This is a genomic window from Radiobacillus kanasensis (assembly GCF_021049245.1).
GTDB classification, from domain to species: domain Bacteria; phylum Bacillota; class Bacilli; order Bacillales; family Amphibacillaceae; genus Radiobacillus; species Radiobacillus kanasensis.
The window spans coordinates 2,454,558-2,479,447 of sequence record NZ_CP088020.1 but is presented as its reverse complement, the minus strand read 5'-3'; the positions used below and the strand labels follow the sequence as shown (position 1 = coordinate 2,479,447).

At 38.5% G+C, this 24,890-nt stretch carries 23 protein-coding genes; 19 read left to right on the top strand and 4 right to left on the bottom strand.

Annotation, left to right across the window (positions count from 1 at the left end):
* Window positions 1-22: 22 nt before the first annotated feature.
* The 4 genes from KO561_RS12820 to KO561_RS12805 are packed head-to-tail and all read left to right on the top strand — an operon-like array spanning window position 23 to window position 7,621.
* Entirely contained in the window at window positions 23-3,268 is a 3,246-nt protein-coding gene (locus KO561_RS12820; RefSeq protein ID WP_231093673.1) for a phage tail tape measure protein, read from the top strand.
* Window positions 3,265-4,695, top strand: a complete 1,431-nt coding sequence (locus KO561_RS12815; RefSeq protein WP_231093672.1) for a distal tail protein Dit — start codon at window positions 3,265-3,267, stop codon at window positions 4,693-4,695. The genes KO561_RS12820 and KO561_RS12815 overlap by 4 nt, the downstream gene beginning before the upstream one ends.
* The gene (locus tag KO561_RS12810) at window positions 4,692-7,286 is read left to right on the top strand and encodes a phage tail spike protein (protein WP_231093671.1); all 2,595 of its coding nucleotides are present in this window, start codon (window positions 4,692-4,694) and stop codon (window positions 7,284-7,286) included. Before KO561_RS12815 ends, KO561_RS12810 begins: the two co-directional genes overlap by 4 nt.
* Before the next feature lie 47 nt (window positions 7,287-7,333).
* On the top strand, window positions 7,334-7,621 hold the full coding sequence (locus KO561_RS12805; RefSeq protein WP_231093670.1) for a hypothetical protein: 288 nt from the start codon (window positions 7,334-7,336) through the stop codon (window positions 7,619-7,621).
* Between the two features lie 77 nt (window positions 7,622-7,698).
* Here KO561_RS12805 and KO561_RS12800 read toward each other — a convergent pair whose 3' ends face one another.
* Window positions 7,699-7,962 (bottom strand): hypothetical protein, encoded by a 264-nt coding sequence (locus KO561_RS12800; RefSeq protein WP_231093669.1) that lies wholly within the window; start codon window positions 7,960-7,962, stop codon window positions 7,699-7,701.
* Between the two features lie 74 nt (window positions 7,963-8,036).
* Here KO561_RS12800 and KO561_RS12795 point away from each other — a divergent pair, with 74 nt between their 5' ends.
* From KO561_RS12795 to KO561_RS12785, 3 genes are read left to right on the top strand one after another with little or no spacing between them, the layout of a single operon-like run.
* Window positions 8,037-8,207: a hypothetical protein gene (locus KO561_RS12795; protein ID WP_231093668.1), complete on the top strand. Its 171-nt coding sequence runs from the start codon at window positions 8,037-8,039 to the stop codon at window positions 8,205-8,207.
* Between the two features lies 1 nt (window position 8,208).
* Window positions 8,209-8,460, top strand: a complete 252-nt coding sequence (locus tag KO561_RS12790) for a hypothetical protein (RefSeq protein WP_231093667.1) — start codon at window positions 8,209-8,211, stop codon at window positions 8,458-8,460.
* A gap of 48 nt (window positions 8,461-8,508) precedes the next feature.
* Window positions 8,509-9,525: an N-acetylmuramoyl-L-alanine amidase gene (locus KO561_RS12785; protein WP_231093666.1), complete on the top strand. Its 1,017-nt coding sequence runs from the start codon at window positions 8,509-8,511 to the stop codon at window positions 9,523-9,525.
* Between the two features lie 140 nt (window positions 9,526-9,665).
* Here KO561_RS12785 and KO561_RS12780 read toward each other — a convergent pair whose 3' ends face one another.
* The gene (locus KO561_RS12780; RefSeq protein WP_231093665.1) at window positions 9,666-9,857 is read right to left on the bottom strand and encodes a helix-turn-helix transcriptional regulator; all 192 of its coding nucleotides are present in this window, start codon (window positions 9,855-9,857) and stop codon (window positions 9,666-9,668) included.
* Window positions 9,858-10,156: 299 nt separating this feature from the next.
* Between KO561_RS12780 and KO561_RS12775 the strand changes: the two genes are divergently transcribed.
* The 6 genes from KO561_RS12775 (at window position 10,157) to KO561_RS12750 (ending at window position 15,745) form a co-directional block, all read left to right on the top strand.
* The gene (locus tag KO561_RS12775; protein WP_231093664.1) at window positions 10,157-11,296 is read left to right on the top strand and encodes an FtsK/SpoIIIE domain-containing protein; all 1,140 of its coding nucleotides are present in this window, start codon (window positions 10,157-10,159) and stop codon (window positions 11,294-11,296) included.
* Window positions 11,229-11,825 (top strand): replication-relaxation family protein, encoded by a 597-nt coding sequence (locus KO561_RS12770; protein ID WP_231093663.1) that lies wholly within the window; start codon window positions 11,229-11,231, stop codon window positions 11,823-11,825. The genes KO561_RS12775 and KO561_RS12770 overlap by 68 nt, the downstream gene beginning before the upstream one ends.
* 14 nt (window positions 11,826-11,839) lie before the next feature.
* Window positions 11,840-12,028 carry a hypothetical protein gene (locus tag KO561_RS12765; protein ID WP_231093662.1) on the top strand — a complete coding sequence of 63 codons (189 nt, stop codon included), beginning with the start codon at window positions 11,840-11,842 and terminating at the stop codon, window positions 12,026-12,028.
* Window positions 12,029-12,086: 58 nt separating this feature from the next.
* Window positions 12,087-12,473 (top strand): hypothetical protein, encoded by a 387-nt coding sequence (locus tag KO561_RS12760; protein WP_231093661.1) that lies wholly within the window; start codon window positions 12,087-12,089, stop codon window positions 12,471-12,473.
* 280 nt (window positions 12,474-12,753) lie between these two features.
* The gene (gene ytpR / locus KO561_RS12755; protein WP_231093660.1) at window positions 12,754-13,362 is read left to right on the top strand and encodes a YtpR family tRNA-binding protein; all 609 of its coding nucleotides are present in this window, start codon (window positions 12,754-12,756) and stop codon (window positions 13,360-13,362) included.
* A 145-nt stretch (window positions 13,363-13,507) separates the two neighbouring features.
* The gene (locus tag KO561_RS12750; RefSeq protein WP_231093659.1) at window positions 13,508-15,745 is read left to right on the top strand and encodes a DNA translocase FtsK; all 2,238 of its coding nucleotides are present in this window, start codon (window positions 13,508-13,510) and stop codon (window positions 15,743-15,745) included.
* A gap of 410 nt (window positions 15,746-16,155) precedes the next feature.
* Here KO561_RS12750 and KO561_RS12745 read toward each other — a convergent pair whose 3' ends face one another.
* Window positions 16,156-16,911, bottom strand: a complete 756-nt coding sequence (locus KO561_RS12745) for a hypothetical protein (protein ID WP_231093658.1) — start codon at window positions 16,909-16,911, stop codon at window positions 16,156-16,158.
* A gap of 444 nt (window positions 16,912-17,355) precedes the next feature.
* Here KO561_RS12745 and KO561_RS12740 point away from each other — a divergent pair, with 444 nt between their 5' ends.
* The 5 genes from KO561_RS12740 (at window position 17,356) to ytxJ (ending at window position 21,401) form a co-directional block, all read left to right on the top strand.
* A complete protein-coding gene (locus tag KO561_RS12740; protein ID WP_231093657.1) occupies window positions 17,356-18,468 on the top strand; it encodes a nicotinate phosphoribosyltransferase in 1,113 nt (370 codons plus the stop codon).
* Window positions 18,469-18,602: 134 nt separating this feature from the next.
* Window positions 18,603-19,910, top strand: a complete 1,308-nt coding sequence (gene murC / locus KO561_RS12735) for a UDP-N-acetylmuramate--L-alanine ligase (protein WP_231093656.1) — start codon at window positions 18,603-18,605, stop codon at window positions 19,908-19,910.
* A 232-nt stretch (window positions 19,911-20,142) separates the two neighbouring features.
* Entirely contained in the window at window positions 20,143-20,559 is a 417-nt protein-coding gene (locus KO561_RS12730; protein WP_231093655.1) for a DUF948 domain-containing protein, read from the top strand.
* A gap of 19 nt (window positions 20,560-20,578) precedes the next feature.
* A complete protein-coding gene (locus tag KO561_RS12725) occupies window positions 20,579-20,989 on the top strand; it encodes a YtxH domain-containing protein (RefSeq protein WP_231093654.1) in 411 nt (136 codons plus the stop codon).
* Between the two features lie 76 nt (window positions 20,990-21,065).
* A complete protein-coding gene (ytxJ, locus tag KO561_RS12720; RefSeq protein ID WP_231093653.1) occupies window positions 21,066-21,401 on the top strand; it encodes a bacillithiol system redox-active protein YtxJ in 336 nt (111 codons plus the stop codon).
* A gap of 67 nt (window positions 21,402-21,468) precedes the next feature.
* On the opposite strand, the gene KO561_RS12715 is transcribed toward ytxJ, so the two are convergent.
* Window positions 21,469-23,598, bottom strand: a complete 2,130-nt coding sequence (locus KO561_RS12715; RefSeq protein WP_231093652.1) for a cell division protein FtsA — start codon at window positions 23,596-23,598, stop codon at window positions 21,469-21,471.
* A 157-nt stretch (window positions 23,599-23,755) separates the two neighbouring features.
* Between KO561_RS12715 and KO561_RS12710 the strand changes: the two genes are divergently transcribed.
* Entirely contained in the window at window positions 23,756-24,814 is a 1,059-nt protein-coding gene (locus KO561_RS12710; protein ID WP_231093651.1) for a bifunctional 3-deoxy-7-phosphoheptulonate synthase/chorismate mutase, read from the top strand.
* Window positions 24,815-24,890 lie beyond the last annotated feature (76 nt).

Genomic DNA, 24,890 nt, shown 5'->3' with positions numbered 1-24,890 from the left:
GTATCGAAAGGCAGGTGAGAGTATGGATCGTGATGTAATTGCGGATTTGGTTGCCCAGGTATCCTTAGATGGTACAAAGTTTCAACAGGGCGCTGGTAAGATTAATCGTGGTTTAAAGCTCATGCAAGAAGAAATGAAAACAGCTCAACAACGAACAAAACTGTTCGGAGAATCCACGGATAATCTTAAGAATAAATCACAAATACTTGGCAATCAATTGAAACTTCAAAAGACTAGTGTAGAGCTACTTGATAAAGCGTATAAAGAAGCGGTTGCCAGTGGTGGTGCATATTCGAAGACAGCTCAGAACTTAGCTGTTCGATTGGAACGTGCCCAACGTTCTATGATGGCCACTGAAAAGCAGATGAGTGATGTAAATAGGGAAATCGTTGAACAAAACGGCTTGCTGGTAACCAATCAAGGGTTATGGAGTAGGTCGTTTTCTAGGTTAAAAGAAAGCATCAATGAGAATGTAAAAGGACTAAATAATCTTCAAACCGCCATGGGTGGAGCTTTAATAGGAGCGGGTGTTGGTTTTGGTGCGGCTGTTTATTCAGCTGCTACATTTGAACAGGCACTGGCAGATGTGAAAGCTATCAGTGGTGCAGCAGGTGACGAAATGTCACGACTTGGTGAATTAGCAAAAGATTTAGGTGAATCTACACGTTACAGTGGTAAACAAGTGCTTGAAGGCGCGCAAGAATTAATCAAAGCGGGTGTACCTTTAGAAAAGGTTTTAGGAGGCGCTTTAAAGTCTTCCTTGGACCTTGCGACAGCTGGTCAGCTGGAACTAGCGGAATCCGCACAAATTGCTTCAACAGCTTTAAACGCGTTTGAACAAGATAATTTAACCGTTGCGGATGCGGCGAACATCTTAGCGGGTGCTGCCAATGCTTCTGCAACAGATGTTCATGAGATGCAAATAGGACTAGCTCAATCTGCTGCAGTAGCAAGTGCAAGTGGATTAACGTTTGAAGAGACAGCAACCGCGCTTGCCACTCTTGCGCAGTCAGGGTTACGCGGATCCGATGCTGGTACATCTCTAAGAACGATGCTACTTCGACTCGTTCCAGAAACAAACAAAGCCAAAGATGCTATGAAAGAACTCGGTTTAATGACTGAAGATGGATCTAATAATTTCTTTGACGCAAAAGGTGAGTTAAAAGACTTTGACGAAATTGTCCAAATCTTACATGACTCCTTAAAGGATCTTAGTCCGGAAGAACGAAGTGCAGAACTAAAGACATTGTTTGGACAGGACGCATACCGCGCTGGTGCTATTTTCTTTAAAGAAGCAGCTGATGGTGTAAATGAAATGAACGAAGCGATGAAAGCGACGACTGCAGCCGATGTTGCAGCAACCCGTATGGATACCTTCCTGGGGAAATTAGAAGAGTTAAAATCTACACTTGCCACTTTAGGTATTGAAGTGGCGGACGATGAAATGGCAGCTCTTTCTGATACCGTTAAAGAGTTAACGGATTGGGTCAGAGATTTAGATCCTGATATGGTTGCTCTAGGATTAAAGGCAGTAGGGGCGGCGGCTGGATTTGGTTTAATGGCCACAACTCTAGTTAAAGTAAGTCGAGGGCTTATGTTGTTGAGTGCTAACCCTGTAGGCCTCACCATTACTGGCCTATCTCTTTTAGTTGGTGCTTTTGTTGGTTTGAATGGAGTCATGGAAGAACAAAATAAAATCTCTCTTGAAGCTATTCAAAAGAAACAAGAAGAGGTTAAAGCTACAGATGACTTGATAACTAGATTCGATAAATTAAAAAGGCAAAATAAACTTTCTAATGATGAAATGCTTCGATTTTTGGACATTCAAGCTGAACTTCAAAAAACAACTACACCTCAAAAAATTGAGGAATTAACGAAAGAACAAGCAGAGTTATTAGAAAAAAGCGGTTTTACGAACGAGGAAATGCAGGAGTTCTTAAAGCTAAATGATAAGGTTATTGAAAAAGCACCTGCAACGGCAAAAGCGATAAGTAAAGAAGGAGAAGCTTATGCAGCAAATACAGATGCTTTAAAGAAAATGAATGACGAAAAAAGAAAGCAGTTAGAATCAGAGACTAGATTAGAAGTTCTAGATATACTTGAACAACAAAAGAAAAAGCAAGAGGAAATAAATGCTTTGATAGATGAACGAGGCGAAATCGAAAAAGATATTAAAGAAAACATTAAGCTTCAAAATGAAAATGAGTTACAACAAGTTAAGCAGAACAAAATTATTAAAGATTTAAAAGATGAAATTGCAGGAGCAGAAGGCGTAAAGAAAAAATTGCTCGAGACTCAACTATTGACTGAACAAGATAAACTGACTGAGATGAAATTACAAGAAGGCATTTTAGAGAAACAAATCGATAAATTAAAAACAAAATTCGAAGAAAACGGTAAGAATCTAGAAACATCAAGAAAAGAACTAGCGAAGATGGAAGCAGTAGCGTTTAAATACGAGCAAATTGTCCTCTCCCAAGTTGGCTTGAACTCTGAAAAAGGAAAAGGTATTGAAAAAATTAATGAAACGATTCAATCCCTAGAAAAACAAAAGGCTAAGAATACCGAATTAATGAGTCAAGGTAAAATAAGCATCTCCCAACAGCAAGAGAGAAATAAAGAACTAGATCAACAAATAGCTAAATTGGAATCTTCTAAGACTAAGCTAGAAGAAATCAACGCTAGAGCACGTGAAGACATAAATAAAAATATTTACCTCTCTGAAACACCAGATAACTACTGGGAAGAGTTGGATAGTAAATTAAGTTCACCAGTTCGAAAAAATGTAGAACTAAGATTGGATTATATTGAGCCTAGGGTAAACAATCCATATAAACAAAAACAGTTCATGAGAGGTTTAGGTTTTCCTGGTTATGCAGAAGGAACAGATTTCCACCCAGGAGGTCCTGCATTAGTAGGTGAAGAAGGATTCGAGTTAGCTAAGTGGAATAATCAGTGGGCATTTCTGGACGGAGGTATTAAAGACCTTCCAATAGGTACGCAAGTTTTTACACATGAAGAATCCATGAAACTACTAAGTGCCATTAACCGAATCCCGGCTTATGCAGAAGGAGTAAGTAGAAGTGGTGAAGCGGATCGTATTATTAGTAGATTGCAAGGTTCGCAACCTTCTAATATGCAAGGGAACGCAACGCTTTATGTCAATTTAATTAATAACGTAGACGGAAGAGAATTCAGTAGGCACACCTATAAAACGATAGCTGAATTTATAGAAAGAGATAAGGAAGAGAGGGATCAGTTCAAATGACCTCTATTACTTTTAACGGGATTACAAAACCCTATTTGGTGAAACTAAAAGGAGATGGCAGACCGTTCTTCACTCCGAGTACATGGGAAGTCTTGACCATCCCTAATCGTCCTGGTGGATACCCTACAAGAAAGAATACGAGTTTTTTAAGGTTCCCGGTTCCAGTTGGAATAACAGGTATAACAGATGAAAATATTCAATCTAGAAAGAAAGAGTTAGCTGAGTGGTTAATCACGGATGAAGTAAAACCTCTTGTGTTTGGAGACGAACCTAACCTTACCTACTTTGCTATGTTTGAAAACACGGTCGATGATTTTGAACGAATAGCAGATATAGGAGAAGGGGTATTAACAGTTTTTTGTCCAGATCCTTATAAGCACGGACCAGAATTAACAGATACATTTGTTAATGATGCGCTCACTATAAATAACCCAGGTACCGCTAAATCAAAACCCATATTCGAAGCAACTGTTTTACAGGACATCACTTTTGCTCAAATCGCTAACTCTAAAGGTGATTACATGATGGTAGGAAAAGCCACGTCTGTTGACAAATCTCCTGTTGCTCCATATCAGTCTGTGCTTTCAGAAGATTGTTCCTCAACCGTTGGTTGGGGAGTGGGTTCCAATTTAGATACAGGGGATATCGTAGGTTCAATGGCAGTCAATAATGGAAGGTTCGTAGTAACAGATTATGGGTCCGGGACAGGGTGGCACGGTCCTGCATTAAAACAAAGCCTACCTAGTCCCATTCAAGATTTTAATATTCAAGTTTGGATTGAGTTTAAGCCACAGAATGCCTATGAAATGGGACGGATAGAGCTGCACGGTATGGATATTGATAATAATATCATCTGCCTGCTATCTTTGTTTGATACCTTTCCTAATATCAAAGACGCGGTTGGTCGAATGAGAATCGGTAACGTGAGTACAGGTCGGAATGTTTTTTCTGAAAGGCTTCCTGAGTGGAAGTCCTTTTATGGTAGGTTAGCCCTGCAACGGAAAGGTACGGTCATATCTGCTTCCATCTATCTTTATGATGCGGAAACGGGTATCTACGAACACGGTTATGATGAAACAATCTACGACTACAATTCTGAATATCAAGCGCCCTTATCTCAAGTGCAAGTCCATATTGGAGCGTATGGAGCCTATGCTCCTGTTTCCGTGATGAACATTGATCAGATTAGAGTGTTAGAGTTTAATGATTTAACAGAAAACCAGATTCCTATTATAGCTAGAGCTGGAGACAAACTTTTGTTCGATCATCAAAACGATATCGTGTATCTAAATGGTATGGATATTAAGAAGGAGAAGAGTGACTTTATCGCTTCTTATTTTCCTATTTATCCTGGTAGCAATCAATTGTTTACTTTTCCGGAAGGTACATTGGACACTACCGTGAAATGGAGGCCAGCGTATAAATGACACAAATTCACATTTTGGATCACCAAACAGATGAAATACTGGATACGATGGATAACAAAGGGGTTAATCCTTTTTATCAAGATAATCATAAAAAATCTTTGAAAAACAGTGAGGAATTGTTTCATTTTTTCGCGCCTAAAGATATTAGAGCTGCAGCGCATTTGAATAAGCGTAATCGAGTCATTATTCCTGTGAGTAATGGCTCTTTTCATGAGTTCATCATTTACTACAATGACACAATAAATAATGAGGTGGAAGTGCGATCGTCAGCATCTTACATTGAGTTAAAGAAGAATAAACCTATTGCACCTGTAACGTTGAATGGTCAAACCGTAAATACTGCGACAGACTTTGTGCTTTCTGGGACGGGATGGAAACGAGGCAAAACGGATTATTTAGGGTCGTTAACAATTGTATTTGAGGATTTGATTAACCCCTACGACGCCCTAAAAAAGATTGCTTCTGAATTTGGTTTAGAACTCCAGTTCCGAATCGAAACCGATGGAAACAGAGTGATTGGTCGTTATGTTGACCTATTAAAGAGAGTTGGTTCCTGGGAAGGGAAAGAAATTGAATCTGGAAAAGATTTAGTTGGAATGAAACGGTCGGAATCAACTAAGGATGTTGTTACTGCCTTAGTTGGTGTTGGTCCTAAAAGACAGGATGGAACACAAGAGATGGTCGAAGTTGTAAACGAGGAAGCACGTCAAGCATGGGGGAGAATTGATTCTAGTACAGGCGAACCAGTTCATCTTTGGGACATTTATATTCCAGAATCCACGGATGAAGATATGACCACGGAACGCCTCATGACCTTAACTGAAAATGAACTACAAAAACGAATCAGTTCCACGGCAGAATGGGAAATTGATGTAGCGACACTGGAAACCATTTTCGGGAGGGGGCACGAGAAAGTATCTTTAGGTGATACTGCAAGAGTAAAAGCAACAGAATACAATCCTCCTATCTATTTGGATTCTCGCATCATCGCAATAGAAGGACCTATTACAGATCCTTCTAAAAAGAAATATACATTAGGAGAAATCATTGAGCACAAAGAGGTCGACATCAATAAAATTAGACAGGATTTGTTGAATAAGATTGCTAAGAAGATGTCAGAGGAGCAGGTGCTGGGTGTTACGTATTCTAAGGGTGATATCGATTCTAAGGATACTACGGTAAAAACAGAAGCCGTAGATGCAGCTGCTGTAGATGCAACGAATAAGGCAAATAACGCAAAGAGTGAAGCTATTACAAGTTCGAATCAATATACGGATAATCAGCTAACAAATTATGTGGGTGCAACTGCTTATGACCAAGATATGGCTTCCCTACAAGCCCAAATCGATAACCAGATTACTTCTTGGTTCAAAGACTATGAACCTACTTTATCCAATGAACCAGCCAGTCTGTGGACAACAAATGCTGAAAAGGACAAGCATATAGGAGACTTGTTTTATAATTCTTCTACTGGTTATTCTTACCGTTTTATGTTGGATGCTACAGTCTACAGTTGGGTTCTTGTTCGAGATGAGGGAATAGCCAAAGCCCTTCAAGACGCAGCAACTGCACAAGATACAGCAGACAGTAAAAGACGAGTATTTGTAGCCCAACCTACCACTCCATATGATGCAGGGGATCTATGGGATAATAACGGTTCCGTATATCGTTCGACTGTGACTAAGACAAGTAGCGCCACCTTCAGCCTTGTGGATTGGACCAAGATAGGGGATGTCACAAGCCAAAACACAGCAGCGGATACCGTTAAAGTTGCTGGGGAAACTGCAACAAATATTAAAAACAAGGCAAATAATTCCGTACAACTAGGTGAGTCTTATGACGGTGCCAAATTCAGCAGTACAGGTGGTTTCGAATCGATGCGCAATGATGAATTGGTAAGAGTTTTAGGTAATGCCGCTGTCGGGTTTACTATACAGAGACGAATGGTTACTACAGACCCTTGGAAGGATGTTATCTACTTTGATACGGAGGGAAATGCAAAATTCTCTGGTGATTTAGAAGCAACCGAAGCGATTAGGATATTGAACCCTGATTTCAACGGGAAAGGATTTACATCTATAGAACTACAGAGTGGAGTTTGGAATAATGATCTAACCGAATACGAAGAAACGGGATTTGTGGTAATAGCTACTAATGGAGAAGGAATCGAATTTCATTTCAAGGGATTGGATGGAACAGTAAAGGATTTAGTTAAATGGGAGATAGGTGCGTATTTAACGGAGGTAAAAAATCTCACGGTCCTCGGTGATTTAGATGTATTAGGGCGAACAGAAAGCTATACCTATGCTACCTTGCAAAACGGCTGGGTAGGGGTAAACGCACCATATAGGCACCCTCATTATTATGTGGATAGTTTTGGTTATGTAAATTTCCTAGGTGCGATGGACGGAGGAACACGAAGCGCATATACTCCCGCATTTACGATGCCTGCAGGATTAAGACCTGGGCACAGACAGCCGTGGTTTCAAGGCACTGCAAGAGTAGATGTAAACACGGATGGAGTAGTAAGTGTTCATCCATCTTCAGGAATTGTAAGTTTATATGGAATCAAATACAAACCAGAAAATTAAACGCCAACTAAAGCGTATTTTTTATGTCTGAAAACAGGGGGTTCGAGATGGCTATTGAAGCTGTAATAGGAGTACTAATTGCTATCCTCTCACTAGCAATTGCCTATCAAACGTATTCACTAAAGAAATTAGGAACTGTTAAAACAGATGCCGAGGGTGATGCAACAGTTCGAGCAGAACTTATTTATATCCGAAAGGGTGTCGATGACATTCGATACGATTTAAAAGACAACGAGAGAAAAATAAATGATATGGGCGAGCGTGTGACTAGGGTCGAGGAATCCACCAAGCAAGCGCATAAGCGTTTAGATACGATAGAGAAGGGAGGGGAATGAAATGAGTAATTGTAGTAAAGATAGAGCCACCTCTTTCGAGGGAGCTCTAAAAGTGAACATTGTTGTTGATGGTAAAATCATCGCTCATCAAACAGTTGCCGAATTACCGAAAAATGATCGCTAATTAATTTTTCGTATCTAGCTGTAAAATCTTTAGTAAAAAGATTCTTGTAATGTTCGGATATGATTTCAGCAAAATCCTCGGGACTGAATTCACCATCCTTATTTTCTGCATCTTCGGCTGCCCTTTTAATTAGGTAATCAAGTATCTCCAGGTGAGAAAGCCTAATTAAGTCATCCAAATTAATGTTAGGCGGTTGGATGTGTTTTTCGTTACTCATAATAGTCACCTCCCTTCTGCAATCTACTTATTTCGACAGGAAGGGAGATTTTTCCTTTTAAGGAGGTGAGAAACGTGTTCAAATCAAAACGAGTTAAATATCTTGAACAACGTGTAGAAGAACTGGAAAAGAAATTGAAAAAGCAATCAACTGTCACTTTGGATAAATACCAAATCGCAAAGTTAGTCAATCATCAAATCGAAAAACATGAAGAATTTAAAAAATTTCGAGCGGAGGCGTTTTAAAATGAAAAATAAAATCAAAGACATTTCTATTTTGATTGTAGGTTTTTTGTCGACTGCAATGGGGTTCTTAGCAACACTCAATATTAAATTTGAATGGTTAACAGAAGCGAGCATCAATTCATTTGGTGCTTTTTTTGTTGCCACAGGCATGTTAATAGCTGGTGTTATCGCAACATGGAAAAACACTTATGTTAAAGATGGTCTACGCGAGAAAGCTTTGAAAGCTCAAAAGAAAACAAATTCTAAGAAGTAAGGGCGCTCATCGGAGTGCCTTTTTATTTTTGAAAAGGAGAGGATTAAGATGCTTAAACTTTATATGGACCCAGGACATGGTGGTAGTGATCCAGGTGCAGTAGCTAACGGATTACAGGAAAAAGTGTTAACATTAATAATCGCTAAGAAGATTCGGGACGAACTGAAAAACTACGAAGGTGTGCAAGTTCGATTGAGCAGGGATTCTGACGAGACTCTGAGTCTTAGTCAAAGGACAAATGACGCCAATGCTTGGGGAGCAGACTACCTGTTATCAATCCATATCAACGCAGGTGGGGGAGCAGGCTTTGAATCCTACACATACAACGGAAGTTATTCAGGAAAATCAGAGACTAATCGTTTAAGAGGGATCGTTCATGATGAAATCATGGATGCGATTGGTGGTAGAGACCGAGGTGAGAAGGAAGCGAACTTCCACATGGTTCGAGAGTCATCTATGCCAGCTTTGTTAACTGAAAATCTTTTTATCGATAATAAAGAGGATGCAGAAAAACTAAAATCTGATGCGTTTTTAGATAAAATCGCACTCGGACATGTAAGTGGAATTGTTAAAGCTTTTGGATTGGGGAAAGCCTCCAGTAAGCCAGAACCTAAACCAGAGTCTGATCCCGACGACTCTTTACTAAAAGAAGGTAGTAGAGGTTCAACAGTTAAGGAACGTCAAAAACGATTGAAGGAATTAGGCTACTATACAGGTCGAATTGACGGCATCTTTGGTCCATTAACCGAAAGTGCTGTTATCAAGTTCCAAAGAGACCAAGGTATTGCAGTAGATGGTATTATTGGACCAATCACACGAAGCAAATTGAAATCAGCTAAAAGGAAATCTAGAGGTATTCCAGTAAAAGGGCGGATTGAAATCGTTAATGTTTCTCATGCAGCATACATTTGTGATCGGCCATCCTCCACCGACAGCAAGAACCTTGCCACTATTGAAAAAGGGAAAGAAATTAATATCTCTGGATCTATCCCAGGTTGGTGGGAAGTCATTTATGAGGGTCGTCGAGCTTATGTAAATGAAAAATACGGTAGAAGAATTAAATAAATTGAAGTTTCTAATCAGCAAAAATTAAAGTTTACCCATTTGTACTTTAAGTATCTCCAAAGTAAACTTAAAATAATTTCGTATTCATTTTTCAAAAAAGGAGCCTTTACCTTAATTGGTATTGGCTCCTTTTTTTGCTTTTATTCTTCTTCGTATAAGTCATCTACTTTTACTTCTAAAAACCTAGCTAATTTGAAAGCCTTATCCATTGGTGGATATGAGCGCCCCTTAATCCAATTTGATAATTGATTTTGAGAAATTGCCATTTCTTCAGCTACAAACTTTTTTCTATACCCCTTACGATCGATTAATTCTCCAATATTGGATTTCATTATAATCACCATATATTTAATTCTACATATTGTGGTGGATTCCTTTACAAATATTATTTACATAAAAATTCAAAAATATTTGTAAGGACGTGCATTCTTACTTACATCCGCCCATATGATTTAGTAAGTCGCATCACTCATTCAAAAACTTTCGTTTTTTCATTCGTTCTTATAGTCCTGAAATTACTGCTTGTTTTATTGGTTAAATGTATTGAAATAATCACTTCCGTATATTCGTTTTAACAGACGCAGGGTGAATAAACGGACGTATATGCGGACGAATAGGAAGGAGGTTGTCTATGTTATTGGAACTTGGAATATGGTCGGGAGCCGCCTATTTGCTTCATCGTTCTTTGTTTTCTCCATTGACTGATAAACAAAAGATTGAACAGGTATTTGAGAATATTAAGTTTGGGTTTAAAGATAAACTCCCAAAGCATTGTTTTACACATGAAAATAATGATGTGGTTATTTATAGTTATCATATTCCACCTGGGTTAACGAACGCATCTACTCTAGAAGAAGCCCTTACCATAGTTTTTGACCGACCAGTAAAAGTAGAGCTGAGAAGCGTGTTGAAGATTAAAGTTTATAAAGAGAATTTGAAAGAAAAGTACAAATACGAGTCCCAGAAATTAGAAAGTTGGAACGTTCCAATCGGGCTGTCATTGGATGGGATGATCTATCATGATTTTGACAAAATTCCGCACATGATAGTTGCTGGAGCTACTAGGTGGGGGAAGACGGCTTTTTTTAAAATGATGTTGACTTCTCTTATAGAAAATCATCCAAATGATGTAGAGTTTTATGTTTTGGATCTGAAAGGTGGTTTGGCTTTTCATCGATATTCTACTTTAAAACAAGTAAAGGTTGTTGCTAGTAATTATAAAGAGTCAGCTGTAGCGTTAAAACAAATAGAAAAAGATATACAGAAAACTATGAAGGAATTCAAACGTAATTTTCACGAAAATATTTTAGATACGAACATCACTAATAGAAAATTCATCTTTATCGATGAAGCTGGTGAATTGGTTCCTGATAAAAGTATGAGTGATGCTGATAAGAAACATGCTGCAACATGTCAGCGGATTATGAGCCATATTGTAAGAGTTTCCGGAGGGCTTGGTTATCGGATGATATTTGGAACCCAGTATCCAACTGCAAAAATAATGGATAATCAGATCAAAGCAAACTCTTCAGCAAAAATATCCTTCAGATTAGAAACTTCTATTCAATCCAAAGTGGCCATCGATGAACCAGGTGCGGAAAAGTTACCTTATCCGGGTAGGGCGATCTATCGCACAACGGATAGGCACCTAGTTCAAACCCCTTATATAAGTAATAAAGACATGTGGAATCGACTAAGGAGGTATGAGGAAAGTGCTTCAACAAGAAAAGAGACAGATGAGAGAGGAGAAAATCTTGTTACGTTTGGATGAGATGAATTTTGCAACGAGAGAGCAGCTGCAATCCGTTGAGGATTTAGGTGGTGAACGTAATGCTCAACGGATCTTGCAGCGTATGGAGAAAAGTAAACTAATTAATTCCATTCGTTATGAGAGTAAAATCTATTATCTATCAAATAAAGGAAAGGAGCGAGTCGGTTCCAATCAATCGAAACTAAAACGAGATCGTATTAAACACACACTGATGCGCAACGACCTTTATATTTCATTGGGTCAGCCGAAAGACTGGAAGAAAGAATATCCAATTAATTTCAATGAAGATACACTTATCCCTGACGCAATATATACGGAAAACAACGTATTCCACTTTGTAGAAATAGATAACGTCCAAACCATGCGGACTAATTACGAAAAAATAAAACGTTATAAAGAGCTATCGGGAATGATTGAAAAACAATACCGTCACACCCCTGTCTTGGTTTGGTTTTGTCTATCAGAAACACGAAAAGAAAAGTTAAAACGCGCCTGCGAAAAACACCGAGTTAATTACAAAATTTATTAAAGGAGAGGATTCACATGTTTAAAAATGCAGAAAAAATTAGCAAAGCGATGGATATGCTTATCAAGGTCACAGAGGAATTGGATAACCAGGAGAGAAAGGATCAAATGGTTGCGGTGATTCATGACCTTTCTGGTGTTCATCAAGCTGTGTTAGGGGATTTGAGAAAGCCTAGTCCTTTTACAGATAATACGATTGAAGGATAATAGAAAAATTAGTCGAATAAATATAACTAGTATTAATTCATACGAGGGGGGGGATATTATGTACAATTCTAAAGTCGATACGATTGCGAAAGTGAAAGAAGTTAGAGGGGAAGAAATTAGATACACGTATAGTGATAATAAAGTGGCATCATTCCTTTTCGGCACAGGAATAGCGATTATGATTGCTGGAGCAATTCTAGGGATATATTTAGGAAATGTTTCTTCTTCAGTAGATTCAGAATTCGGCTTTGAATATGATTCTGAATTTATATTCTCAATCTTTGCCACTTGGTTGTTCGCTGGGATACTAGCTGGAGGCCTATTCATTGGGTTAAGTGAGATCATTAAGTTGCAAACCAAGCAAATTATTAATCAAGAATTTCATCTCATGGAGTTGAATAAAATCAATAAAGACAATGTAGTAGCTGAAGAGGAATCTGCATAATAGTCATATTGTGTAAGAAAGCACCTACCATAAGCAGGTGCTTTCTTCTTTTTTCCTTATCATCTACCCACGTAGTATTTTAAGTCCCAATTTAGCCCCAAAACAGCCCCAAATCTATTCAGTTTCATGCATTATATTGCGTTTTTAAACTTTTTATATTATCCTATTTAAGGCTGATATATCAATACTTTTATTGTTTTTACATTACAATTTGCTTTATATAAACTTTATCTTAGCGAAAAATCGACCAGCGAAGAAATCGAGAAAGGATGACGAATGAATGAACATGTTTTATAACCAAAAGGGAATCGGAGATGTTTTGATTATCCCTGTCAAACAAGGGGATCGTAATGAGACGACTTTTGAACGCTTTGGAGATATTGTGAAAATCATAGATACGAACGATCAATCCGTACTTGGTTACAATGTATTCCAAGCATCTAAATATTTTTCTAACCTTGATCAACTAAATGAAGTTCCGGTGGAAAAAAGTGTTGTCGCAGAGTTAGAAAAGGCTTTCCAAGCAAATGGATTAGAAGAAGGATCTGGACTAGATTTTTCTCCGAAGTTTGTAGTTGGGTATGTGAAAGAAAAAGAACAACATGAAAATGCAGACAAGTTGAGTGTTTGTCAGGTTGATGTTGGAGAAGCGACGTTACAAATTGTATGCGGAGCCCCTAACATTGATGCCGGACAGAAAGTAGTGGTGGCAAAAGTCGGTGCGATTATGCCGAGTGGAATGGAAATAAAGCCAACACAATTACGTGGTGTAGATTCCCATGGGATGATTTGCTCGATGAAAGAGCTTGGCTTACCAAATGCTCCAAAGGAAAAAGGAATTTATGTGTTAGATAATCAATATGAAGCAGGCCAAGCCTTTGTTTTCTAAATGACTGATGACGAAACCTTTGTTTAGTGTAGACAAAGGTTTTTTCTTTTCTTTAGCCAAAAAATAATTGTCCGTCTAAGCTTTCAACCTGTGTTACAATAGCATATAACAATATTCGACGAAAATTTTAGAAAGAGTGAATGTCATGTGGCATCGAATAATGAACAAGATTAAAGGCTGGTTTGCAGATGAAATGGACGAAGTCGAACAAGCCCCTTCTAAAACAGAATATGTAAGCGGCAATCTCGATTCTAGACAAGCTGTAGAAGCGAAAATGTCCTATCAATATCCGAGTGAACGCTCGTTTCGTTTTCCACTTATTCCAGATGAACCAACCCAAACTACGAAGAGAGAACCTACACCAAAAATTGAGTATGATGTCCCTGCTTTTCAAAGAAAGCAAGTGAAAAGACAGCCGGCTATGGAAGAAAGTAAAACGAAAGTAAAGGAAGTTCAGGAAAGAAAACACCCTTTTAAACCTAGTGAAGTTCCATCTCCCATACATGGGAGCAATCGTCAGTCACGTTTGAGAAAGGAAATTGAAAACATTCCTGCGTTTTTACGAAAAGATATTACATGGTCCAAGCAAACTCGCTCCATTCGGTATCAACGATCTTCCGCATGGACAGAAGCGGAGGAACATAGACCGGAATTAAAGAATGAAACTAGGAATCTAGCCAAAAATGAACCTATAGAAGAAATACAGAACCAGCAAGAAGACACAGTTCCTCCAGATACTCGAATAGAAACAAAGGAAGAAATGGTAGAGACGCAACAAAAACAAGATAGGAAAGTAGCTCAGCCTATAAAAAGAGTAGATCTTCATCAAGAGAAAAAAGAATCAACGAGCATTCCATTTAATGTGATGATGACACCAAGTGATAAAAAGGTTAACTGGAAGAAGCAAGAAGCACAACCCGTACAACAACAAACACAACCAGTCCAAGCTCAACCTGAAATAAAGGAAGTGGAAAAAGAAGTTGTTCCACCTATTCACTTATTGAATGATCCTATCTTTACAAAAGGGGCCGATGAACATTGGGTTCGTGAACAAATTGACTTGTTGGAAACGACTCTTAAGCATTTTAATGTTCGTGCGAAAGTCGTAAACGCAATGACGGGACCTTCTGTCACAAGATTCGAGATTCAACCTGAAATGGGTGTGAAGGTTAGTAAAATCAAAAATTTAAGTGATGATATCAAGCTGAATCTAGCAGCCAAGGATATTCGAATGGAAGCACCTATTCCAGGTAAAAACGCAATAGGAATCGAAGTTCCTAATCGAGTTTCCCAACCAGTAGGCTTACAGGAAATACTAGAGTCACCAGCTTTTCAGTCCGACCAATCGCCTTTAACGGTAGCTTTGGGCCTTGATATTGCGGGTCGACCTGTCGTCACCAACCTAAAGAAAATGCCGCACGGTTTAATAGCCGGGGCAACCGGATCTGGGAAAAGTGTTTGTATTAATTCTATTTTGATTAGCTTATTGTACAAGGCGAGCCATGAGGAGGTAAGATTCCTACTCATCGACCCGAAAATGGTAGAGCTTGCGCCATATAACGACCTCCCGCATCTAGTTGCCCCAGTAATCACGGATGTGAAAGCGGCCACCCATGCTTTAAAATGGGCAGTGAATGAAATGGAAGAGCGCTATGAAAAATTTGTACACGAAGGTGTTCGAGATGTTGAGCGCTACAATCAAAAAATGGAGAAACAGAATCGAAAGTCAGACAAGCTACCTTATCTCATCATTGTCATTGATGAGCTCGCTGACTTAATGATGGTATCTCCACAGGATGTAGAGGATGCGATTTGCCGGATTGCACAAAAGGCACGAGCATGTGGAATTCACCTATTGCTTGCTACACAACGGCCATCTGTTGATGTCATCACAGGATTAATTAAAGCAAACGTTCCTACACGGATTGCTTTTAGTGTATCCTCACAAGTGGATTCAAGAACGATTATCGATGTCAGCGGAGCAGAAAAGTTGTTAGGAAGAGGTGATATGCTGTTTGTAGAGAACGGTGCTGGGCAGTCTGTTCGTATTCAAGGAGCATTTGTATCCGATGATGAAATCGAACGTGTGACAAACTATGTTCGCAAATCTGCACCACCTCAGTACCTATTTGAGCAAGAACAACTTCTAGAGCAAGTTAGCGTTGAAGAGGAAGAAGATGAAATTTATTTGGAGGCCGTTGATTTTGTTATCCAACAAAATAGCGCTAGTGCCTCTCTTCTTCAGAGAAGGTTTAAAATAGGGTATAACCGAGCAGCAAGATTGATTGATAGTATGGAAGCCAATGGCATTATCTCTGAGCAAAAAGGAAGTAAGCCGAGAGATGTATTAGTAAGTCATTCGTCTTTCCATATGCCCTCTTAAGATAGCCTTTGTAAAAGTATGCAGTTCACTTTTATGAGGAAATTACTGTTAAGTTAAAAGCATACCAATCGTCTAAGTAGTTCCGTTTTGGAGTACAAACACCATTTGTACCCCTTAATAGAACTACTTTTTTGATAAGAGAAGAGAGTATAAAATTCAGCTTGAGATAAGAAAGTGAATTACCGCCGTTCTTGAAATATATTACGCTTTCCGCGGACTTGGAACGAGCGTCCTAGGAAAATGCAAAGAATGCTTCGGGCAGCAATTGACTGAAGCCCTTTGAAGGGAGCTTTCTTGGTGCAAAGCAACAAGGGAATTTCCCTAGTAGACCCTATCTAAAGCCTCTTCAGTAAGGACAATTGCGACATAGTCCCCTGTTTTCTGTCACACCAACTGTTCAAAATAATTTACTACCTCGTCAACATATTATTGAACAAAAGGTTCCGCAAATTAATGAGTAAGAACAATTCACCTAATTGAAGGAATGTTATCAAAGCAATTACCCAATTTCCTGAAACCTTAAGTATTCCTATTTGTTGGAGCAATACATTTACACAAGTCAAGCCAATAATGAACAAGGCTTGATAAAACCATTTAATCTTGGAAACAACCATTAAACTATAAAAAACCGAATCGATGAAAAAGTACAAAGTGACAAAGGCAATATGACCTCTTGAAGGATCGTCAAACCAACTGACTTGGAATAAAAACAGGTGGAAAATGGCTACTAAATAAAACATGAATGTACCCTGCGTGACTACGTTGACAAAATAAAGTACGGCTACTCGCAGTGTAAACTGATTTGAATGGTATCGAATCAAACGCCATATATACTTACCTAGAAAGAAAATTAGAAGCAGACCACCGCTAGTATAAACAGTTTTCCACCAGTTATGGTGGTACACACCTAGATACATAAACAATTCTTCAATTCCAACAAATCCGATGATGATAAGAATAATCCACCAAAAGCCTAGATTATACACCGAAATAAAAACGGTAACTGACGGCACAATGAATCCATTTGATATATTAGCTCCAAGAATATTATTGAAGTAGTCGTCTCTGAATACTCCTGGGAAGTACTCATAACTTTCAAATAATACAAGAAGTACATACTCGAATAAATAGATTAATCCAGCTATACACAAATAAAATGGAACCACTTTATTATTTGCCGCTTTACGCCATGTGAAAGTGGAAATTACTATACTGATAATGATTAGGATTAGGAAGGGAATATAGTTCGGAATGATCCTTCATCCTTTCTACCTAGAGGATGATTCTTTTTATTCTAATATAAACAATGACTTAATTTCTATAAGTTCCGCGAAGAACTTTCGCATCTGTTAATTCCTGTTACTGATTAGGATTCAAGTAATGGAGGAAATCATATTATTCAAGCTTTTTGTATGTCCCATTAGGTGACAAAGTGATGATGAAAATAAATTGTTTTTCATTTATAGTGCTCTCCACTTTAGTCGAACTATGTCTTTTTTATGGCCAGGTTAACTAACGATAATACTTGTCGAAGGGAATGGATTCTTATATGATATAATTTGTATGGTGTGGAAAGCTAGATGGAAATGACTTTTTAAGGGGCTATGAGAATGAAAGAAATAAGTCGGAAGCTAAAAGGCGACATTGAGCGTTTGACAAATAAAACCTTTAAATTTGACGACCGCATTGGAGAAGGTTGGTTTTCTGCGGTTTACTTTTTAAAAACGAAGGAAATTGCGGAAAAGTATATTTCGAATAACAAAATTACGATGCAATTCTTTCAGAAGAGTGATGCCGTTTTATGTGGAACAGATGAAGCCATTGCTTTGTTACATACATTCGCGAAAAATCCAGACAAATTAGACATTTACTCTCTAAAGGATGGAGACAAGGTTTCTCCATACGAAACTGTTCTTACTGTAACAGGCCCTTATCAAGACTTCGGGTACTTAGAAGGAATCATTGATGGAATATTAGCAAGAAGAACATCTGTCGCAACCAATGTATATAATGTCGTAAAAGCAGCAAGAACCTCTGGTACACAAAAGCCAGTTATATTTATGGGAGATCGTGATGACCACTACACTCAACAAGCTGGAGATGGTTATGCGGCTTTTATCGGGGGATCTACAGCTCAAGCTACACATGCCATGAACGAATGGTGGGGAAAAGAAGGTATGGGAACCATGCCACACGCCATGATTCAAATGTTCCAAGGCGATATAGTAGCTGCTGCGAAGGCTTACAATGAAATGTACCCAAATGATGAGTTAATGGTACTTGTCGATTATAACAATGATGTTATTAACGACTCCTTAAAAGTAGCTAGGGAGTTTGGAGAAACATTAAAAGGTGTACGGGTTGATACTTCTAAAAATATGGTCGATAAATATTTTTTGAGAAACCAGCATTTAATGGGTAAATTTGATCCGCGAGGGGTAAACCCGGAATTAATTTTTGCACTGCGAAAAGCATTAGATCAAGAAGGATTTCAGCATGTTAAGATTATCGCTAGTGGTGGGTTTGAGGAAAAGCGGATAAGAGAGTTTGAAAAACTTGGTGTACCTGTTGATCTATATGGGGTAGGAAGAAGCTTATTAAGTATTGGGGTGTCCTTCACAGGAGATAATGTATTATTAAACGGGGAACCACAAGCTAAAGAAGGTAGAAAATATCGTCCGAATCCTAGATTGGAAAAGGTAGAGTATTTTGAGCAATCATAAAGAGTAGTTATGCGTTGATGCATTGAAGTTTCAACGCATTTTGCTATAATTGAATAGTTAACCATAGAGTTATTATGTGCATATATGTATTTACATAGACAGATATACATGACTCTTTTTTTGGAGGTTCTTATATGACAACTTACCACTTCATTGGTATAAAGGGGACTGGAATGAGTGCATTGGCACAAATTCTAGATGACTCAGGAGAAACCGTACAAGGTTCAGACGTAGAAAAAAGATTCTTCACACAAGAAGCACTCGAGAATAAGGACATTACCATATTACCTTTTTCCAAAGATAATATTAAAGAAGGACTAACGATTATTGCTGGGAATGCTTTTTCGGATGAGCATGAAGAAATTGTGGAAGCAAAGCGACTAGGGCTACCCTTTTATCGCTACCATGAGTTTCTCGGTGAATGGTTAAAGAAATACACAAGTATTGCGATAACAGGTGCACATGGAAAAACTTCTACAACAGGGTTGTTATCCCATGTATTAAGCCAAACGTATCCAATCTCCTTCTTAATCGGAGATGGTACTGGAGTTGGAAATCCGGACAGCAAATACTTCGTTTTTGAAGCCTGTGAGTATCGAAACCATTTTCTCGAATACGAACCAGACTACGCAATTATGACGAATATTGATTTTGACCATCCAGACTTCTTTTCGAGTATAGAGGATGTATTCCAATCATTCCAACAAATGTCTGAGAAAGTGAAAAAAGGAATTGTAGCCTGTGGGGACGATGAATATCTTCAGCAAATCCAAGCGAAGGTTCCGGTTATGTATTACGGCTTTGCGGATACGAATGATTTCCAAGCCCAAAATGTTTTTGAGGATGAAGATGGAACCACTTTTGATGTGTTCGTACGGAATACTTTCTATGATTCCTTTACAATCCCATCCTATGGCAATCACAACGTTTTGAATGCGTTAGCCGTTATTGCGATATGTCATTATGAAGGCATGAAAGCAGAAGAAATTAAGAAAATCCACAGCTTTCAAGGTGTTAAACGACGCTTTTCAGAGAAGCAGGTAGGAAATCAAATTCTAATTGATGATTATGCGCATCATCCGAAAGAAATTGAAGTGACAATTGATGCAGCAAGGAAAAAATATCCGTATCGTCCGGTAACAGTGATTTTTCAGCCACATACGTACACAAGGACGAAGACATTCTTGACAGAATTTGCGGAAAGCTTAAATTTAGCCGATCAGGTTTATTTATGTGACATTTTTGGCTCAGCAAGAGAAGATAGTGGGAAATTGACTATCGACGATTTAAAAGATTTAATTGAGGATTGCCATTTATTGGATCTAGATAATATTGAAGATTTAAAACAGTATGAAGATAGCGTGCTCATTTTTATGGGAGCTGGGGATATTCAAAAGTACCAGCAAGCCTATGAGGCCTCCATCGAAAGTGAACTCAACTAATTAATGAACCGGTATAAGGGATATCCTTGTACCGGTTTTTTACGAAGACATTCATGATTCGATTAGGATCGGGGATACTAAAAGAAAATGAGTTTAATTTCCCTTTTCTAACATGTTTGGTAAAATGAAATCAGATGTTTAACCTAAGCGGTAAAGGGTAATCTTTTTACAGGGACATGTGAAAAGATTACCTTCCAAGAACATAGTACACATTGCAAAAGGAGTTGAAAGGATGGAAAATTTACTTTACATAGCAGCACTCATCGCGGCCGTAGCTTTTGCTGTCTTGGTCATTTACTTAGCCAAAGTATTAAAAGCTACGCAACGAACAATGAGTAATGTTGCTGATACACTAGAAGGACTAGAAAAGCAGATGGAAGGTATCACAATTGAGACAACCGCATTATTAAATAAAACGAACAAACTTGCAGAGGATATCAATGAGAAGTCACAGAAGATGAACACTTTATTTGAAGGAATTAAAGGAATTGGACAAACCGTTCAGGAATTTAATCAGTCTTTAAAAACATTGTCATCGAGTGTAGCATCCTCTGCAGAACAAAATAAAAATGCAACGGCACAAGCGATGAAATGGGGAAATGTTGCATTAGATTTATGGAATAAGCGTAAGAGAAAAGAAACAGAATAAAAGGATGGAGGAATTGAACATGAGCAATCATAACGACGATATGAATACCAAAGACTTTTTAATTGGATCCTTAATTGGTGGGATTGTTGGAGCATCCGTAGCGCTGTTATTTGCACCTAAGTCAGGGAAAGAGCTCCGAGAAGATTTAAATACAGGTGCCACATATGTGAAGGATAGAGCTTCTGATTGGAAAGATGTAGCATATGACAAAGGGACCGAGTGGCGAGACTATGCCGTAGATGCATCTGGTCAATTCACGAAAAATGTTTCAGAAAAATCACAACAACTTGGAGAACGTGTGAAGCAAACTTCCAAAACAATTCAGGATAAAGTGAATTCATACCGAAACACGGAAGCCGACTCTACAGAAGAAGTTAGTGAAGCTGTGGAAGCCGCTTTGAATAGCGTAAATACAAACCAAAACCAATAATATAGTAAAGGCAAAGTTAAGGGGCTACTGGTGAAATGGATACAGTAGGCCCTTTATCCATGGAAGGAGTTTATTTATGGAGATGAAACTTGTACAAACAAAGCAAGTTTTTGATCAAATGTTGGAACAGAATGATGCATTTTTTCTTATGAAGCATAGCCTAACCTGCCCGATAAGTGCACGGGCAAAATCAGCTTTTGATGCTTTTCAAGAAGAAGCGGAGGTACCCCTTTTTATTTTGCACGTACAAGACGCTAGAGAACTGTCTAACGGGATAGCGGAACAATTTGGCATAAAACATGAATCACCACAAGTATTGGCTTTTTCAGGCAAAAATGTGGTATGGCATGACTCTCATAATCAGATTAAGTTGGAGACATTAAAAGAAAAACAGAAGCTCATAAAAAAATAACCCAAGCGGGTTATTTTTTTATGTCATGAACTGTGCTGTGCAATGCTGGGAACTCTATCATTACTCCCTAAGAATCCCAAGAAATCACAATTGAATCGTTTTCCTCTAATGGTTCATGGAACGAAGCAGATACTCCGTTTTTTTCAATCACGACATTTCCTTTGATTGACGTGATATCTAATGATATGTGCTGAAAGATGTCTTGAAAAATAAATCCGCTGAACTCTTCTTTTTGAATGGTTAAAGAATCACCAGGTTGGATTTCATTGTTTTCGCTAAGAGTTTCCTTTCCTCTTAGCACTGTGGCAACATTCTGTGATAATGTAATTTTCTCTCCATTAAACAAAACTGGCAGTTTAACCTGAGCACCAATTTCTAAGTAGGTTAGCAATTCACGAACGGTGAGACTGGCTCTTTTTTGGAAATCAATTTGATCGCCGTCTTTAATTGGATCTTTTAACTGAACAACTCGCCCATTTGTAAGCAACTTCGTTTCTTTATTAGGAATGGTGTGTTTTTTGTGATTTATATGGACAGTAAAAGGTTTTTCTTCTTCCATAGAAAAACCAATATGGCGGAAGAAGTCTTCAATTGTCTTTATAGGGATACATTCAATTTGATCTCGATCTTTAACCGAGTAGCTGCGGGTGACTTTTTTTCCGTTCACTACGATCTCACTTTCTACATCATAAGCCTTTCCATTAAAGTGAACGGTATAAGCTGGAACCTCGTCTAATAATTCTACGACCGAGATGACAGGTGCTTCTCCGTCCTTCCCTTTTTCCAAGGTCAATTCGTCACCATGTTTAACCGGATGATCAAGGCTTGTTTGAACCCCATTTAATTGGAGCTTTGGTGGTGTACCATAAGTTCCGGGGATTGTAACAGCTTGTCCGTTCACCGTAACCATCAAGGCCATTCCAGGTTTGCCGTACTGATGATCCAGATGAATACCAGCAGCAAGGAGACAATCGGCAACGTTAAGCTGCTTCATATCAAATAGTCGAACAGATCTTTCATTAACCTCTACACTAATATATTGAACAGGGTGTTCTTGGGCAGCAATAGCAATCCCTATTGGTGTAACAAAAGCTGGTCCAGATGGTAGATTCTCTGTTTTTTCGATAGCTTGAATGGCATCAATACCTCTAACAGCCACCCGGTTGAGTGGAAGCTTCAGTTTTTCCGATATTACTCTTGTTAGGTCTGGTGTTAGGCTCCCGCCCCCAACGAGCATTACAGCCACAGGAGGTCGCCCATTAAGGGTAAGAATTTCTTCAGAAATGGCAGATGCAAGTTCTTGTATGGCTGGCTCTACTTCTTGAACAAGGTTTTCATAGGTTACTTCTTGTTCAAATCCTAAAATATCCTGAATGATTGCAGGATGATCGATAGAAATATCACGTTTGACCTTTTCTGCATCGTGAAAGTCTAATAGAAACTTATCACTAATCGCTTCGGTAATTTCATCTCCAGCTTTCGGTACCATTCCGTAGGCGGTTATAGTACCAGCTTCCGTAAGGGCGATATCACTGGTTCCGGCCCCTATATCTACTAAGGCGACATTCAGCCTTCTCATGGATGGAGGGATTAGTACATGGATAGCGGCAATTGGTTCTAACGTTAAAGCTTCCATTTCTAAATCCGCACGATTTAAGGCAGCGATTAACGATTCCACAACAACCTTTGGTAAAAAAGTAGCAATAATCTCTACGGAAACCTCTGTACCTTGTTGATCAATGAGAGACCCGATAAGCTCTCCATCTATTTTATATTCTAATACAGAATAACCGACACAATAATAATGTGTACTTGTCGCTTCCTTTTCTTCTTGTGCTAATAGGTGCTGTGCCTGTTGAACAGCACTCAATTCTAGAAATAAAATATCTTCTTTGTCCATCAGTGGTTGTCGCTCAATCGATTTTGTAGCAGTTGTACGCATTGTTTTCAGGGAGCGACCAGCGGCTGCGACACAGACCTTTGATAAGCTACCGTGCTTTTGCTCCAATGCTTCTTTTACGTTTCGGATAACTTGAGACACTGCTACAATATCATGAATTTGTCCATCTAGCATGGATCTTTCTGCATGCTCTTGAACAACATAGTCCACGAGTTTAAATGTCTTTCCCTCTTTTTCTAGCAACATACCGACTACGGTTCTTGTTCCAATATCTAGTGCAAAAATGTGATTGTTCATAAAATCTTTCTCCTTCACATTGTTAAAAGTGTATGAATAAACAAAATATTATAAACTTTACTGGTGACAAGTGCTTCAATATTAGCTATAATAATCCCTAATTATTAAAAATATATCACACTTTTCAAGGATTATTGTGAAACAGGAGGCGTTTTTTTTGGGGAATGAGCAACTAGACCAGTTACGCGATAAATTAGATGAGGTAAATTTAGAGATTTTAAACCTTATCAACAGTCGTGCTGAGCTTGTCAAAGAGATTGGAGAAATTAAAGAGAAGCAAGGTGCCATCTATTATGATCCAGTCCGAGAGAGAGAGATGCTGAACAAGATTACAGCACAAAACAACGGACCGTTTGAAGACTCAACGATTGTTCATTTATTTAAGGAAATCTTCAAAGCAGGTCTAGAGTTACAAAAAGATGACCATCGCAAAGCTCTGTTAGTTTCCAGAAAGAAAAAGCCAGAAGATACCGTTATTGAGATTAATGGAGAAAGATTTGGAGATGGAAATCAACACTTCATTATGGGACCATGTGCGGTAGAAAGTTACGAGCAAGTAGCTGCTGTTGCCGAAGCCGTGAAAAAACAAGGATTAAAATTATTACGCGGTGGTGCCTTTAAACCAAGAACATCTCCATATGATTTCCAAGGACTTGGATTAGAAGGATTAAAAATATTAAAACGTGTAGCGGACGAATATGAATTGGCAGTCGTTAGTGAAATCGTAAACCCAGCTGATATTGAAAAAGCAGTGGAATACATTGATGTTATTCAAATCGGTGCACGTAACATGCAAAACTTTGAATTGTTAAAAGCAGCAGGTGAAGTTGATAAACCAGTCTTACTGAAGAGAGGATTGTCTGCTACAATTGCTGAATTTATAAATGCAGCGGAATATATTATGTCTCGAGGCAATGGAAATATCATTCTTTGTGAACGAGGCATTAGAACCTATGAGAAAGCTACTCGAAACACTTTAGATATTACGGCAGTACCAATTTTGAAACAGGAGACACACTTGCCAGTAATGGTCGATGTGACGCACTCTACAGGACGTAGAGACTTATTACTTCCAGCAGCAAAAGCAGCTCTAGCTATTGGAGCAGATGGGGTAATGGCGGAAGTACATCCAGATCCTGCAGTTGCATTGTCCGACTCTGCACAGCAAATGGATATTGAAACATTTGACAAATTTATGAGCGAATTAAAAAAATAAGAAGAAAAAATAGGCGTCTACCAATTCGGTAGGCGCATTTTTATGCTATTATGATGAAATAATAGTCCAAAAGAGA

What these genes read in the sequence shown, in the direction of transcription:
- KO561_RS12805 (WP_231093670.1), top strand. Translation starts at nt 7,334, where the DNA reads ATGGCTATTGAAGCTGTAATAGGAGTACTAATTGCTATCCTCTCACTA.
- KO561_RS12820 (WP_231093673.1), top strand. Translation starts at nt 23, where the DNA reads ATGGATCGTGATGTAATTGCGGATTTGGTTGCCCAGGTATCCTTAGAT.
- murC (WP_231093656.1), top strand. Translation starts at nt 18,603, where the DNA reads ATGACAACTTACCACTTCATTGGTATAAAGGGGACTGGAATGAGTGCA.
- KO561_RS12815 (WP_231093672.1), top strand. Translation starts at nt 3,265, where the DNA reads ATGACCTCTATTACTTTTAACGGGATTACAAAACCCTATTTGGTGAAA.
- KO561_RS12750 (WP_231093659.1), top strand. Translation starts at nt 13,508, where the DNA reads ATGTGGCATCGAATAATGAACAAGATTAAAGGCTGGTTTGCAGATGAA.
- KO561_RS12730 (WP_231093655.1), top strand. Translation starts at nt 20,143, where the DNA reads ATGGAAAATTTACTTTACATAGCAGCACTCATCGCGGCCGTAGCTTTT.
- KO561_RS12775 (WP_231093664.1), top strand. Translation starts at nt 10,157, where the DNA reads ATGTTATTGGAACTTGGAATATGGTCGGGAGCCGCCTATTTGCTTCAT.
- KO561_RS12715 (WP_231093652.1), bottom strand. Translation starts at nt 23,598, where the DNA reads ATGAACAATCACATTTTTGCACTAGATATTGGAACAAGAACCGTAGTC.
- KO561_RS12800 (WP_231093669.1), bottom strand. Translation starts at nt 7,962, where the DNA reads ATGAGTAACGAAAAACACATCCAACCGCCTAACATTAATTTGGATGAC.
- KO561_RS12765 (WP_231093662.1), top strand. Translation starts at nt 11,840, where the DNA reads ATGTTTAAAAATGCAGAAAAAATTAGCAAAGCGATGGATATGCTTATC.
- KO561_RS12780 (WP_231093665.1), bottom strand. Translation starts at nt 9,857, where the DNA reads ATGAAATCCAATATTGGAGAATTAATCGATCGTAAGGGGTATAGAAAA.
- KO561_RS12810 (WP_231093671.1), top strand. Translation starts at nt 4,692, where the DNA reads ATGACACAAATTCACATTTTGGATCACCAAACAGATGAAATACTGGAT.
- KO561_RS12790 (WP_231093667.1), top strand. Translation starts at nt 8,209, where the DNA reads ATGAAAAATAAAATCAAAGACATTTCTATTTTGATTGTAGGTTTTTTG.
- KO561_RS12760 (WP_231093661.1), top strand. Translation starts at nt 12,087, where the DNA reads ATGTACAATTCTAAAGTCGATACGATTGCGAAAGTGAAAGAAGTTAGA.
- KO561_RS12770 (WP_231093663.1), top strand. Translation starts at nt 11,229, where the DNA reads ATGAGGAAAGTGCTTCAACAAGAAAAGAGACAGATGAGAGAGGAGAAA.
- KO561_RS12785 (WP_231093666.1), top strand. Translation starts at nt 8,509, where the DNA reads ATGCTTAAACTTTATATGGACCCAGGACATGGTGGTAGTGATCCAGGT.
- KO561_RS12740 (WP_231093657.1), top strand. Translation starts at nt 17,356, where the DNA reads ATGAAAGAAATAAGTCGGAAGCTAAAAGGCGACATTGAGCGTTTGACA.
- ytpR (WP_231093660.1), top strand. Translation starts at nt 12,754, where the DNA reads ATGAACATGTTTTATAACCAAAAGGGAATCGGAGATGTTTTGATTATC.
- KO561_RS12725 (WP_231093654.1), top strand. Translation starts at nt 20,579, where the DNA reads ATGAGCAATCATAACGACGATATGAATACCAAAGACTTTTTAATTGGA.
- ytxJ (WP_231093653.1), top strand. Translation starts at nt 21,066, where the DNA reads ATGGAGATGAAACTTGTACAAACAAAGCAAGTTTTTGATCAAATGTTG.